This window comes from Actinomyces sp. (genome assembly GCF_030530635.1).
Classification (GTDB): domain Bacteria; phylum Actinomycetota; class Actinomycetes; order Actinomycetales; family Actinomycetaceae; genus Actinomyces.
Genome location: NZ_JAUMUL010000036.1, coordinates 1 through 13,551, shown reverse-complemented (window position 1 = coordinate 13,551; position 13,551 = coordinate 1). Strand labels below are relative to the sequence as shown.

General features: G+C 68.1%; 11 protein-coding genes. 2 read left to right on the top strand and 9 right to left on the bottom strand.

Annotation, left to right across the window (positions count from 1 at the left end; all coding sequences use genetic code 11):
- Positions 1-64: 64 nt before the first annotated feature.
- From Q4A20_RS09250 to Q4A20_RS09240, 3 genes are all read right to left on the bottom strand, one after another.
- Positions 65-952: a carbohydrate ABC transporter permease gene (locus tag Q4A20_RS09250; protein ID WP_303122460.1), complete on the bottom strand. Its 888-nt coding sequence runs from the start codon at positions 950-952 to the stop codon at positions 65-67.
- Between the two features lie 6 nt (positions 953-958).
- Positions 959-1,975 carry a sugar ABC transporter permease gene (locus Q4A20_RS09245; RefSeq protein WP_303122459.1) on the bottom strand — a complete coding sequence of 339 codons (1,017 nt, stop codon included), beginning with the start codon at positions 1,973-1,975 and terminating at the stop codon, positions 959-961.
- A 209-nt stretch (positions 1,976-2,184) separates the two neighbouring features.
- A complete protein-coding gene (locus tag Q4A20_RS09240; RefSeq protein ID WP_303122458.1) occupies positions 2,185-3,171 on the bottom strand; it encodes an acetylxylan esterase in 987 nt (328 codons plus the stop codon).
- Positions 3,172-3,433: 262 nt separating this feature from the next.
- Between Q4A20_RS09240 and Q4A20_RS09235 the strand changes: the two genes are divergently transcribed.
- Positions 3,434-4,468 carry a LacI family DNA-binding transcriptional regulator gene (locus Q4A20_RS09235; protein ID WP_303122457.1) on the top strand — a complete coding sequence of 345 codons (1,035 nt, stop codon included), beginning with the start codon at positions 3,434-3,436 and terminating at the stop codon, positions 4,466-4,468.
- A gap of 93 nt (positions 4,469-4,561) precedes the next feature.
- On the opposite strand, the gene Q4A20_RS09230 is transcribed toward Q4A20_RS09235, so the two are convergent.
- Both Q4A20_RS09230 and xylA read right to left on the bottom strand, forming a co-directional pair.
- Positions 4,562-6,040: a xylulokinase gene (locus Q4A20_RS09230; RefSeq protein ID WP_303122456.1), complete on the bottom strand. Its 1,479-nt coding sequence runs from the start codon at positions 6,038-6,040 to the stop codon at positions 4,562-4,564.
- A 122-nt stretch (positions 6,041-6,162) separates the two neighbouring features.
- Entirely contained in the window at positions 6,163-7,344 is a 1,182-nt protein-coding gene (gene xylA / locus Q4A20_RS09225; RefSeq protein ID WP_303122455.1) for a xylose isomerase, read from the bottom strand.
- Between the two features lie 68 nt (positions 7,345-7,412).
- On the opposite strand from xylA, the gene Q4A20_RS09220 reads away from it, so the two are divergent.
- Positions 7,413-8,657, top strand: coding sequence for an ROK family transcriptional regulator (locus tag Q4A20_RS09220; protein ID WP_303122454.1), 1,245 nt, complete (start codon positions 7,413-7,415; stop codon positions 8,655-8,657).
- Positions 8,658-8,818: 161 nt separating this feature from the next.
- Here Q4A20_RS09220 and Q4A20_RS09215 read toward each other — a convergent pair whose 3' ends face one another.
- The 4 genes from Q4A20_RS09215 to Q4A20_RS09200 form a co-directional block, all read right to left on the bottom strand.
- Positions 8,819-9,958, bottom strand: a complete 1,140-nt coding sequence (locus Q4A20_RS09215) for a sugar kinase (protein ID WP_303122453.1) — start codon at positions 9,956-9,958, stop codon at positions 8,819-8,821.
- On the bottom strand, positions 9,955-10,635 hold the full coding sequence (gene eda, locus Q4A20_RS09210) for a bifunctional 4-hydroxy-2-oxoglutarate aldolase/2-dehydro-3-deoxy-phosphogluconate aldolase (protein WP_303122452.1): 681 nt from the start codon (positions 10,633-10,635) through the stop codon (positions 9,955-9,957). The genes Q4A20_RS09215 and eda overlap by 4 nt, the downstream gene beginning before the upstream one ends.
- 68 nt (positions 10,636-10,703) lie before the next feature.
- Positions 10,704-11,819: a mannonate dehydratase gene (gene uxuA, locus Q4A20_RS09205; protein ID WP_303122474.1), complete on the bottom strand. Its 1,116-nt coding sequence runs from the start codon at positions 11,817-11,819 to the stop codon at positions 10,704-10,706.
- Positions 11,820-11,821: 2 nt separating this feature from the next.
- The gene (locus Q4A20_RS09200) at positions 11,822-13,435 is read right to left on the bottom strand and encodes a mannitol dehydrogenase family protein (protein WP_303122451.1); all 1,614 of its coding nucleotides are present in this window, start codon (positions 13,433-13,435) and stop codon (positions 11,822-11,824) included.
- Positions 13,436-13,551: the final 116 nt, after the last annotated feature.

Genomic DNA, 13,551 nt, shown 5'->3' with positions numbered 1-13,551 from the left:
GCGGGCGGCTGCTGCGCCCACCCGTAATCGACTGGGGCGGCGACCATTGGGCGGCGGAAGTCCGTCAGCCCTTGACCGAGCCGAGGGTGACGCCGGTGACGAAGTACTTCTGTACGAAGGGGTAGACGCACAGGATCGGCAGGGAGGTGAGCACCATGGTCACCGACCTGAGGTTGGAGGAGATCTGGGTCTGATCCGCGGTCCCGCCGCCGAGCGAGTCGGAGGTGGTAACGCCCGCGAGCATGTTGCGCAGGTAGATGGTGACCGGGAACAGGTTCTTGTCGTCGAAGTACAGGAAGGCACCGAACCAGGCGTTCCAGTTGGCGACGGCGTAGAAGAGGAACATGGTGGCGAGGATCGCCTTGGACAGTGGCAGCACGATGCGGAAGAGGATTCCGTAGGTGCCCAGGCCGTCGAGTTCACCGGCCTCCTCCAGTTCATGGGGCAGCCCCTCGAAGAAGGACTTCATGACCAGGAGGTTGAACACGTTGATCGCATTGGGCAGTACGACCGCCCAGATGGTGTTCTTCATGCCCAGGTTGGTGATCAGGATGTAGTTCGGGATCAGGCCGCCGTTGAAGAACATGGTGAACACCGCGAAGCCGACCAGCGCATTCCGCCCCTTCAGGTCCTTCTTGGACAGCACGTAGGCGAATGCGGTGGTGAAGACCAGCGCGATCAGCGTGGCCACCGCCGTGTACACGATGGTGTTGCGATATCCCGTCCAGAAGGCCGAGTCCGACAACACCACCTTGTAGGTGGTGACGTTGAACCCCTTGGGGACGAGGTTCACCTCCCCGGCGGAGATGGCCGCCTCGCTGGAGAAGGACTTGGCGACGACGTTCAGGAAGGGGAAAAGCGTCACGAAGATGACGCCCAGGAGGATGATCGTGTTGATTACACGGAAGGCCCGATAGCTGCGCGAATCGTACTTGGTGTTGTGCACAGGCATCCGTCATCACCACAGACTCGTCTTGGCGAACTTGCGCGAGGCGAAGTTGGCGGCCATGACCATGATCAGTCCGATCAGCGACTCGAACAGGCCGATGGCCGCCGCATAGCTGAAGTTGGACGATTGCAGACCCACGCGGTACAGGTAGGTCGAGATTACGTCCCCGGTCTCGTAGGTGAGCGGGTTGTAGATCAGCAGGATCTTCTCGAAGCCCACCGCCAGGAAGGAGCCGACGTTCAGGATCAGCAGAGTCACGATGGTGGGCCGAATGCCCGGCAGCGTGATGTGCCAAGTCTGCTGCCAGCGGTTAGCGCCGTCGATCTGGGCGGCCTCGTACAGGGAGTCATCAATGGTGGTCAGCGCCGCCAGGTACAGGATCGTCCCCCAGCCGACGGTCTGCCACACGTCGGAGATGACGTAGATGGGCACGAAGGCCCTGGCCGTCTGAATGAAGTTGACCGCCTGACCGCCCAAGGCGGTGATCAGGGCGTTGATCGGACCGTCCACCGCGACGACCTCCATGATGATCCCGGCGATGATGACCATCGATAGGAAGTGCGGCAAGTAGGAGACGGTCTGGACGATCTTCTTGAACCAGACCCGGCGCACCTCGTTCAGCAGCAGGGCCAGGATGATCGGCGCCGGAAAGGACACCAGCAGTGTGGACAGGCCGATGACCACAGTATTGCGGAACACCCGCCAGAAGGTGGGGTCCGCGATGAACATCTGGACGTATTTCAGCCCGACCCATTCCTCGCCGTACATCGAGCCGCCGGGCATGAACCGGCGGAAGGCAATGACATTGCCGACCATCGGCGCGTACCGGAAGACGATGAACCAGATCACCGGGATGACCACGAGGGTGTAGAGCTGCCAGTCGCCTCGGCGGCTGCTCCTGCGCCTGCCGGATCGTCCCACATGCCTGCGTGTCCGCCCCCCGGCGGCCGCACTCGCAGGCGCGCGGAACGCACGGCGCTTGGCCGCCTGGGGTGTGGGCGACGCCGTGTCGACCACTTCTGCCACGACGCATCACCTCCTTGTGAGTTAACGCCTTAGCGAATCTTTTCGCATCAGCTTTCGCTGGCGACCGCCTTAGAGTAGCCCCGCACACCTCCCGGGTCAAGGGTTTTGTCTTCCCGTACTCACAATGCAAAACGGCGAAACGGCGCAGATTGTAGGTCTCTTCCGACCACATCGCGCAGGTTGCCTCCAATTGCCCTACAACGAAACTTTTAGGACGTCGTTCCTGCGCAACGCTCCCGGATCCATGCGAGCTGGCGGCGCAGGTAGTGGAACTCCCCGCCCTCGTGACCGTTGTCGGGATAGATCTCCACCTGTGCAGGACCGGCGTATGCGGCCAGTGCCTGCTGTCCTCCGAGCGGAGGACAGCAGGTGTCGCGCAGCCCCAGCCCCCACAACGAAGGGGCCTGGGCGCGCCGGGCGTGGTTGACGCCGTCGACGTACGACAGCGTGCGGAGAACCTCCTCGCGCCCGGTTCTGCGCACCGCCAAATAGCGTGCGAGTTCCGCATAAGGCTCCCCCTGAGCAAGCTGGTATACGGCGGGCACGTCGCACAGGAAGGGCACGGAGACGGTTACCCCGCACAGGTCGGGCACCAGCCCTGCCACCGCCAGCGCCACACCGCCGCCCTGCGAGTTCCCCATGACGAAGACGCGCCTCGCATCGACATCGGGCAGTGCCCGCGCGGCGTCCACGGCTCGCACCGCATCCACGATCAGGCGCCGGTAGTAGTAGGTATCGGGGGATGCGATGCCGCGGGTTACCACACCGGGAGCCTCCGGGGCCCCGGCGTCGGGGTCGGGGGTGTCGCCGCCGCTGCCGTATCCGTAGCCCTGGCCGCGTACGTCAAGCAGCAGGTGGGCCATTCCCGAGGCGGCCACGTGCGGAATCTCCCCCGGCAGGCCGCGTCCCCGGCCGTACCCCGGGATCTGAACCACGCAGGGCAGCACCTCGCCGTCGCGGCTCGCCGGGCGGGACAGCCATGCCCGTACTCGCTGACCGGCGAAGCCACTGAAGGACAAGTCCCAGTAGCGTAGCTCAGCCAGGGGCTGTGTGACGCCGACGCGTTCAACCAGCATCGCATCGGGGTCGTGGCTGCGCGCCCGGCCCAGCGTCCGCTCCCAGAAACTGTCGAAGTCCGCCGGCTCCGCCACGGTCACCGCAGGCAGCGGGCCGAGTGACTCGGGCAAGACCGCCATGTGCACCATCCTTCTCCCGCCGACCACCGGTGGCGGGAAGCGCCCTCCGACTGACTTTCGTGTTTTTTCGCATGTTTTCGGATGTGCGTTGAGTCTAGAAGCGGGTTCCCCTTGACACAAGGCAAGGTCGCCGTACCGAGATCGGCATCCGTGCCCCCACCTGCGGCCTGCCGTTCGGCGACCATTACGCTTGCAGGTACAACACCTGTACAACCGGCTTCTGCTGACGCCGGTCGGGATCTACCCGAGAACGGAGGACGCTGTGGCACCGCGCGAACGCGTTACGCTCGACACCATCGCCGCGGCGGCGAAAGTCTCGCGCGCAACCGTGTCCAAGGCGATCAATGGCCGTCAGGACGTCTCCGCCCGCACACGGCGACAAATCCTGGATCTGGCGGAGCAACTCGGCTACGAGGCGCCGACATCCGCGGAGCGCACTTCCCCGACGCTCACAATCGTCTTCGACTCCCTCGACACCTACTACACCAACCGAGTGCTGGCCGGGGCCGTCGCCGCCGCGCACGACCACGGCGCCATTCTGGATGTCCGCTCCTTCAACAACCGCCGAGAGTCCACGGCAGACTCCTGGGTGCGCAGGATCGTGGCCGAGGGGCATTTGGCACTGATCGTGGTCACCATGGAGCTGTCCGATGCGCAACTCGACGCCGCCCGCTCACTCCGGCTTCCGGTTATCACCGTGGACCCGGCTCAGGAGACCCCCGACGGCGTGCTGGAGATCTCTTCCACCAACTGGAACGGCGGCATGACCGCCACCCAGCACCTGCTCGCGCTGGGACACCAGCGCATCGCCTTCGTCGCCGGGCCGCAGCGCTCCCTGCCGGCACGCGAACGCCTGCTCGGCTTCCGCTCCGCCATGATGGACGCCGGTCTCGACGTCGATCCGGCACTGGTTCTGGGAGACAGCTACACCTACGACACCGGCGTAAGGGCGGGACTCAGCCTGCTGGATCTGGAAAGCGAGCGCAGGCCCACCGCCGTCATGTGCGCCTGCGACGTCTCCGCGATCGGCGTGTATGAGGCGGCCCGTCAGCGCGGGGTTTCAGTGCCCGCCGCTCTCAGTGTGGTGGGCTTCGACGACACCTTCCTGGCCGAATGCGCCGCACCCCCGCTCACCACCATCCACCAGGCCCTGGAAACGATGGGGGCGCGCGCCGTCGAAGCGGCCCTCGACCTCGCCGGTGACTCCACGGGAACCGGGACCAGGCGCACCATCGGTTCGGTCAAGATCCCCACCCGTCTGGTCGAGCGCAAGTCCACGGCGCCGCCGCAGGGGTAGCGACCGCGCCATATCGACCGACCTCGGCGGGAACAACGACCGACCTCGGCGAGGGGCGGGGCCCGCAGCGCCCCGCCCCGGCCCGGCCTGTTGTCAGCCGTCCTGCTGGGCGGCGGCCACCAGCGCCGCGACCGCGTCGTAGGCGGCGCGCACCGCGGGCTGGGGCGGGGCGGTCAGGTGCTCAACCGGGCCGAGTTCCCAGACGGGCGGCTCCTCGCCCCCGGCGAGCACCCAGGCCGCCTGCTTGGCCGCGCCGTTGGCGACGTACTCGCCGGGCTCGGGCACATCCACCGGGACGCCGAGCACGGCCGGGGCGAGCTGGCGGGCACAGGCCCACTTCACTCCCCCACCCACCAGCATGACGGCGTCGACCTCGACGCCCTGGGCGCGCACGGCGTCCACGCCCGCACCCATCAGGCACAGCAGTCCCTCGACGGCGGCGCGCGCATAGTTGGCGGGGGTGAGCGAGGCCAGGGTCATGCCGGTGAGCATGCCGGTGGCCTCGGGCAGGTTCGGGGTGCGCTCGCCCTCCAGGTAGGGGACGTGCACCAGCCCGGCGGCACCGGGCTCGGCGGACAGGGCCAGCCGGTCGAATTCCTCGTAGGACACACCCAGCACCTGCTTGGCGGCGTCCAGGATGCGGGCGGCGTTCAGCGTGCAGGCCAACGGCAGGAAGGCGCCGGTGGCGTCGGCGAAGCCGGTGACCAGCCCGGAGGCGTCGTGGGTGGGGGTGGCGGAGACGGCGGCGACCACACCGGAGGTGCCCAGGGAGACGCTGGTGGCGCCGGGGCGCAGGCCGAGTCCGAGGGCGGCGCCGGCGTTGTCACCACAACCCGGCCCGAGCACCAGATGGGTCAGGTCCCGCGCCTTCCCCGCCGGAGTGGTGAAGGCGCCGCCGCGGGCAGCCTCCTCGTGTGGGCCGACGACGCGGGGCAATACGATGTCGGCGACCTCGGCCTCGCTGCGGCGCAGGGCGAGCGCGAGCAGGTCGCGGCGGTAGGTGTCGGTCACCGAGTCGAAGTAGCCGGTGCCGGAGGCGTCGGAGCGGTCGGTGACCAAGGTGTCCAGCGAGGCGGCGCCGGACAGTTTCCAGGTGAGCCAGTCGTGCGGCAGGCAGACGGCGGCGATACGCGCCGCGTTCTCGGGCTCGTTATCCGCCAGCCAACGCAGCTTGGTGATGGTCAGGGAGGCCACGAGCACCGAGCCGACGGCGTCGGCCCAGGCCTTGGCCCCGGCGGCCTCATCGCCGTCGCCGAGTTCGCGGATCAGGTCGCGGGCGGCGCCGGCGCTGCGAGTGTCATTCCACAGCAAGGCCGGGCGGATGACCTCGCCGGCGGCGTCGAGGACCACCATGCCGTGCTGCTGCCCGCCCACGCTCAGGGCGGCGACGTCGTCCAGGCCACCGACGGCGTCGATCACTTCGCTTAGTGCGGCCCACCAGTGGTCCGGATGGGTTTCGGAGCCGTCCGGGTGGGAGGCCTTGGCCTCACGGACCAGGGCGCCGGTAGCGGCATCCCGGACGACAAGCTTGCAGGACTGCGTCGAGGAGTCGACGCCGGCGACGAGGGGCATGGGATTCCTTCCGCGTTGAAGGCGGGTCGGCCGTGGACCGATTGCTCAGCCCACGGCCGGCCGCTGACAGAGTTTCCGGGTTTCCGGTTCGGTTGGTGATCGTTGAACGTTGCGAACAGCGCTCAGCCGATGAGGTGCTGTACGGCCTTCTGGTAGAGGTCGACGTAGTGGTAGTCGCGGGCGGCGGCGGCCTCGGCGTCGAAGTCCTCATAGGCGGAGCGGTCGGCTAGCAGGTCGGCGATCGTCTCCCCCTCGGCCAGGGTCGGTTCGCTGAGCTCGTAGATGCCGGAGAGCTTGAGTGCCTCCTGCACCTCCGGGTCGGCGCGGAAGGCGCGAGCCTTGTTCGCCAACTGGATGTACATCTCCATGTTCGCGGCCGCGGACTCCCACACGCCGTCGATGCCGTCGGTGCGCGAGGGCTTGTAGTCGAAGTGGATCGGCCCGTCGTATCGGGGGCCGCCGCCGGGGAAGCCGTTGACCAGCAGGTCCACGGTGAAGAAGGCACTGAGTAGGTCGCCGTGGCCGAAGACCAGGTCCTGGTCGTACTTCAGACCCTTCTGGCCGTTGAGGTCGATGTGGAAGAGCTTGCCGGCGTTCAGCGCCTGGGCGAGCGCGTGGGTGTAGTTCAGACCCGCCATCTGCTCGTGGCCGACCTCCGGGTTAAGACCGACGATGTCGCCGTTGTCCAGCTCGGCGATCAGGGCGAGGGCGTGACCGACGGTGGGCAGGAAGATGTCACCGCGGGGCTCATTCGGTTTGGGCTCCAGGCCGATACGCAAGTTGTAGCCCTGATCCTTGATGTACTGGGCGACCGTGTCCAGCCCCTCCTTGTAGCGGTCGAAAACCGCACCCAGGTCCTTGGAGGAGTCGTACTCGGCGCCCTCACGGCCACCCCACATGACGAAGGTGGTGGCACCCAACTCGGCCGCCAGATCCACATTGCGCAGGATCTTGCGCAGGCCGAAGCGGCGGATGGAGCGGTCATTATTGGTCAGGCCGCCGTCCTTGAAGATCGGGTGGGTGAAGGTGTTGGTGGTGACCATCTCGATGGTCAGGCCCGTGGCGTCCACCGTGTCCTTGAGCCTGCCGACGATTCTCTCGCGCTCGGCGTCGGTGGCGTCGAAGGGGAAGACGTCATTGTCGTGGAAGGTAATGCCCCAGGCACCCAGTTCGGCGAGCTTCTCGGCGTACTCCCATGGCTTGAGCGCGGTGCGCGTGGTGTCGCCGAAGGGATCGGCAGCCAGCCAGCCGACGGTCCACAGACCGAATGAGAACTTGTCTTCCTTGGTGGGCTTACGAACCATGGTTCCTCCTCGAGCCTGATTTTGTTCGCTGACGCAACTATGCCATGGGCATGCGGTATGGTCAAGACGTGTCTCAAGCCCGCACGACGTCGGCATCGTCCCCCGCCTCCGCCGCCCCGGTATCCGCCTCTCCCGTATCCGCCCGGCAGTCCAGCCTGCGTACGGCGAACCTCGCCCTACTGGCCGGCCACGTCTTCGCCGCTCCCGAACCCGTATCGCGGGCTAACGTCGCCGCCGCCACCGGCATGACGCGTTCAACCGCCTCACGGTTGGCGGACGACCTGGTGGCGGCCGGTATCCTCACCGAACTGGACCCCTCCCCCGCCTCCGGCCCCGGCCGACCAGCGGTGCCATTGGCGCCCGCCCGGGGCACCTTCGTGGCCATCGGCCTGGAAGTGAACGTTTCCCGCATGGCAGTACGGGCCATCGATCTGTCCGGCCAGGTACTGGCCGAGCGGGTCGTGCTCGACGACCTCGCGGACTCCGATCCCGCCGACGTCCTCCCCCGGCTGGCGCAGCTGACCACTGACGTGCTGAACCTCAACGACGTGCAGCGGGCACGCAGAGTCGGTGTAGCCATCGCCCTGCCCGGCCTGGTCTCTCACGAGACCCTGCTGCGCGCCCCGAACCTGGGCTGGGAGCGGATCGATCCACGCCCGTTCCTGGCCGAGGTGCTCGAAGGAGATGGCCTGGTGCTGCAGCTGGGCAACGAGGCGAACTTCGGCGCACTCACCGCCGGCCGCGACCGGCCCGCGGCGCCGCACTCGGCCCCCTCCTTCATCTACCTGTCCGGAGAGAACGGCATCGGTGCCGGGATCGTGCGCGAAGGCCGAGTCATGCTCGGAGCCTCGGGATTCGCAGGCGAGGTCGGCCACATCCAGGTAGATCCCAGCGGACCGCAGTGCACCTGCGGCAACCGGGGCTGTGTGGAGCGCTACGCGGGGCGCCGGCGCATCCTGGCCGCAGCCGGGCTGGATGAGACGACGGAGCCGGAGGAACTGGTGGCGGCCTGGCAGGCCGACGACTCCGCCGCGCGCCGGGCAGTCAGCCGGGCCGCTCAGGCACTCGGGGTCGGACTGAGCGCCGCCATCAACATCCTCGACATCCCCACAGTGATCCTGGGCGGACACTTGGCGCCGCTGGCTGAGATTCTGCGCCCCGAGCTGGATGCGGAGCTACGTCGGCGGGTGCTGTCCTCCCGCTGGTCCGTGCCCGAGGTGATCACCACCTCGCAGGATCAGACCCCGGCCGTCACCGGTGCGGCCTGGTCACTGCTGGAGGAGGTCGTCGCCGACCCGGTCGCCTGGATGTGAGCCGCGGCCATCCATGCGCCCGGCATCGCCCTGCCACGGGTGCCACAAACACGCATTTGCCCCCAGACGCACGAGTTTTGGAGTTCTGCACGGCTTAAACACCCGCAAACCTCCAAGAACTCGTGTCGTTGAGGTGAACTCGTGTTTCAGGCGCTGATCCGTCAGCGCCGGACCCGAGCGCCCCCGCCCGCGGCCAGCCGCAACACCTCGGCCCTGGTGGCCATGGTGGTGTCACCGGGCGTGGTCATGGCCAGCGCGCCGTGGGCCGCACCGTACTCGACGGCGGTAGCCAGGTCGCCGGTATCGATCAGCCCATAGATCAGGCCGGAGGCGAAGGAGTCGCCCCCACCCACCCGGTCGAGGATCTCCAGACCGGGACGCTGGGTGGACCGCACGAAGCCCGTCTTAGCCGACCAGGCGATCGCAGACCAGTCGTTGACCGTAGCGGTGCGCACCTGCCGCAGGGTGGTGGCGGCCACCCTGAAGTTGTCGAAGTCGGCGGTGACACGCTCGATCATGCGTTCGAAGGCGGTGGTGTCCAGCTTGGACAGGCCGGCATCCACGCCCTCCACCTCGTAGCCGAGGCAGGCGGTGAAGTCCTCCTCGTTACCAATCATGACGTCCACGAACCGCGCCAGACGGCGGTTGACCAGCTGCGCGCGTTCGCGGCCGCCGATCCCCTGCCACAGGGAGGGACGATAGTTCAGGTCGTAGGAGATGATCGTGCCGTGGCGGCGGGCGGCCGTCATGGCGGCCTCGGCGACCTCGGCCGCCGACTCCGAAAGCGCGGCGAAGATTCCGCCGGTGTGTAGCCAGCGCACCCCGAGGGTGCCGAACAGGTACTCGAAGTCGACGTCGTCGGCCCGCAACTGGGCGATGGCGGTGTTCCCGCGGTCGGACACGCCGACGGCGCCCCGCACCCCGAAGCCGCGCTCGGTGAAGTTAAGTCCGTTGCGGACGGTACGGCCGATGCCGTCGTAGGGTGCCCAGGTGATCATGGGATCGACGCCTCCGGCCAGGATCATGCCCTCGATCAGGTGGCCGACCTCGTTGTCCGCGAGCGCAGTGACCACACCGGCACGCAGCCCGAAGCAGCGGGACAGGCCGCGGGCGACGTTGTACTCGCCGCCGCCCTCCCAGGCCTCGAAGCGGCGGGCGGTACGCACCCGTCCCTCACCCGGATCCAGGCGCAGCATCACCTCGCCCAGGGAGACGACGTCGTAACGGCACTCCTCGGCGGGGCGCGGCTGGAGCGGTGCGGTTGTGGTGGCGTCTGTGCCGCTTGCGGTGACGGTGCTCATCGGCCGCACTCCTTCGCGATCTCCCTGGCCGCGGTGGACAGGCGGGTGATCTGCTCCCAGTCGCCCGCGGCGACCAGGTCCTGCTTCACCATCCAGGAGCCACCGCAGGCGCGGATCACATCGACGGACAGGTACTCGGCCAGGTTGCCGGCGTTGACGCCGCCGGTGGGCACGAAGCCCAACCCGGGGAACGCGGCAGAGAGCGCCTTGATGGCGGCCACGCCGCCATTGATGGACGCCGGGAAGAACTTGACGGTGTCGATACCGAGTTCGAGGGCTGCCATGATCCAGGAGGCGTCGGCGCAGGCGGGCAGGGAGGGGACGCCCGCTGCCTGGGCGGCGCGCACCACCTCGGCGCTGAAGCCCGGGGAGACGATGTACTTCGCGCCGGCGGCGACGGCGGCCTCAACCTGTGCGATGTTGATGACGGTACCGGCGCCGACCGTAAGGCCCTCGATCTCCTGCATGGCGCGGATGGCGTCGGCACCCGCGGCGGTGCGGAAGGTGACCTCCGCCGTCGTAATGCCGCCGGCCAGCAGCGCTCTGCCGACGTTCACGCCGTCCTGCGCGGAGTCGACGACGACTACGGGCACCACCGGGTTGGCGGCCAGAAGAGCGGTCAGAGACGACGACGCGGTGGCGGCGTTCGGGCCGGGTGTTTCAGTGGTTCTTGTCATTGGATCTCCTTATCTGTGCCCGTGGTGAGTAGTGCGCACGCCAGTTGTGCCGGTCTCGACAACCATATCTACCGATCTCGGCGGTTACTGCGACCGATCTCGGTGGTTGGGGCGGGGCGGGACTTGAGTTTGGCGGTGGCCTCATACAGGCCATTGATGTAGGTGGCTCCCAGGGCGCGGTCGTACAGGGGGTAGCCGGGGCGACCGGTCTCGCCCCAGATCATGCGGCCATGATCGGGGCGCACGTACACGTCGGGGCAGGTGTCGTAGATGGCCTCGACGATGGCGGCCATGTCCAGGCTGCCGTCGGCGGACAGGTGCTGCGCCTCCTGGAAGTGCTTGGGGCCCAGATGCTTGACGTTGCGCACGTGGGCGGCGGCGATGCGCCCGCGCTCGCCGAATTCGCGGAAGATCGCGGGCACGTCGTTGTCCGGGTTGGAGCCGAGCGACCCGGAGCACACGCACAGGGAGTTGGCCGGGGAGTCGACCAGACCCACGATGGCGTCCAGGTCGTCCCGGTTCTTGCACATCCGCGGCAGGCCGAACAGGTCCCAGGCGGGGTCGTCGGGGTGGACCGCCAGGCGGATGCCGACCTGCTCGCAGGTGGGGATGACGCCCTGGAGGAAGTAGCGGTAGTGCTCGCGCATCTGGGCGTGGTCGATGCCCTCGTACAGGGCGAGTACCTCCTCCAGCCGTCCCAGCCGCTCGGGCTCCCAGCCGGGCAGGGTCAGCCCGCCGGAGGCGCGCTCGGTCATGGCGACGATCTCGCGCGGTCCCATGCCCTCGACGTCGGCGTGGTTGTAGTACAAGCAGGTGGAGCCGTCCTCGTTGCGGTGGTACAGCTCGGTGCGCAGCCAGTCGAACACCGGCATGAAGTTGTAGATGACCACCTTGATGCCGAAAGCCGCCAGGTTCTCCAAAGTCTGGCAATAGTTGGCGATGTAGGCGTCGCGGCTGGGCAGGCCCAGCTTGATGTCCTCGTGGACGTTGACGGACTCGATGACCTCGCATTCCAGGTGCTGGGCATGGACCTGGTCAACCAACGCGGCGATGTCCTCTCGGGCCCAGACCTCGCCCGCGGCGTACTGGTCCAACACCCCCATGATGCCGGTCATGCCGGGGATCTGGCGCACGTGCTCCAGGGGGATGGGATCGTAGGCCTCCCCGTACCAGCGAAAAGTCATCTTCACGGCAGCATCTCCTCCTCAATGGTGGCGCGCACGGCGCCGGGTCCGGCCAGCAGCCGTGCCACCAGCGCCTCGATCTTGGCGGCCAGCGGGGTGGTGTACAGGTCCAGGGCGAACAGGGTCGAGTCGGACAGGATGGGTTGCAGTGCGTTGTGGATGGCCGCGGCGTCGGCGCTCCCGCCCAGGGGCAGATCGGCGACGTGGGCGCCGAGTTCGGCCAGGCGGGGGTCGGATGACGGCGTGAAGGGGGTGCCGTCGTCGGCGATGCCGGTCAGGTAACGGCACCACAGGGCGATCACCAGCGGGATCGCGGTGAGGGCACCCATGTCCAGGCCGCGGTCGCGGTAGCGCAGCAGGGTCTGCCCGAAGCGGATGGGCATCTTCTGGGAGGTGTCCATGGCGATGCGGGCCGGGTCGTCGGGCAGGTAGGGGTTGGTGAAGCGGGAGCTCAGGACCTCGGTGAGGAAGTTCGCGGGCGCGACTACACCGGGATCGGAGACCACCGGCAGGCCCTCGTCCCAGCCCAGGCGGCTTACCAGTGCCTCCAGGGCGGGGTCGCGCATCTCGGCGTCGATGGTGGGCAGGCGCAGCAGGCAGCCGGCGATGGCCAGGGCCGTGTGTGGCGGGTTGAGACAGGTGGTCACCTTCATGTTCTCGAACTCGTCGCACACCTCGCGTGCGACGACGTGGGCGCCCGCCTGCTCGAAGGGTGGGCGGTCGGCGGCGAAGGCGTCCTCAATGATCAGATACTCGGTGGGCTCGGTGTTGACGAAGCCCGCCTGCGGCGTGCGCCCGCGAGTGGTCAGCCCCATGTCGGTGAAGCCGATCCGGGTGAGTTCCTCGCTCACGGCGGCGCTGGGGCGGGGGGTGATCTTGTCGATGACGGTGATGGGGAAGGCTACGCAGGCGGGGTCGGCGAGCCAGTCGAGGAAGGCCTCGGGCGCAGTGCCGGCCCGGACCCAGCCGCGGGCGACGACGTCGATGGCCTCGCGCAGCCGGTCGCCGTTGTGGCTGAAGTTGTCGCAGCTCATCAGGGTGATGGGGGCGCCGCCGGCCTCGTAGCGGGTCAGCAGCAGGGCGGCGAGTAGCGCCATGGCGTGGGCCTGGTAGCCGCGGGGCTCGGCAGCGATGGCGTCGGCAACCTCGGGCAGGAGCCGGCCGACGCCGTCGCGGACGGCGTAGCCCTTCTCGGTGATGGTCAAGGAGACGAGGGTGACCTCGGGGTCGGCGGCGAGGGTGAACAGGCGTTCCAGGTCGGCGTCGCGGCGGGTGGCCAGGGCCTCGCAGATCCCGGCGATGGCGCGCAGGTCGCGGCCGCCGTCGGGGTTGAGGGTAACCGAGAGGGTCAGTAGGTCGTGGGCGCCGAGTCGGGCTTCGAAGCCCGCCGGGTCGGTAGTGACGACGGCCGTGATCGGCCAGTGGCGGCCAGCGGCGAAAAGGTCGTCGGCGATGCGGGCCAGGAAGACGCGGAAGATGTTGCCGGCGCCCAGATGCAGCCACCGCGGGCGGCGTCGGCCGGCGGCCTGCATGGCGGCGACGTCGAAGCCGGGGGTGATCACGCCGGCATCGCGGTAGGCATCACGGTCCTCTAGGCCGTCGATGGTCAGTCTCATGGGCGGATCGGCTCCTTTGCTGCGGATACGTTCCAAGAGATTCTCTCCCGGGCGGCCGTCGCGGTCTCGGTTGCCACGAGTTGCCACCAGCCGCCCCGAGTTGTCACCAATCGCCC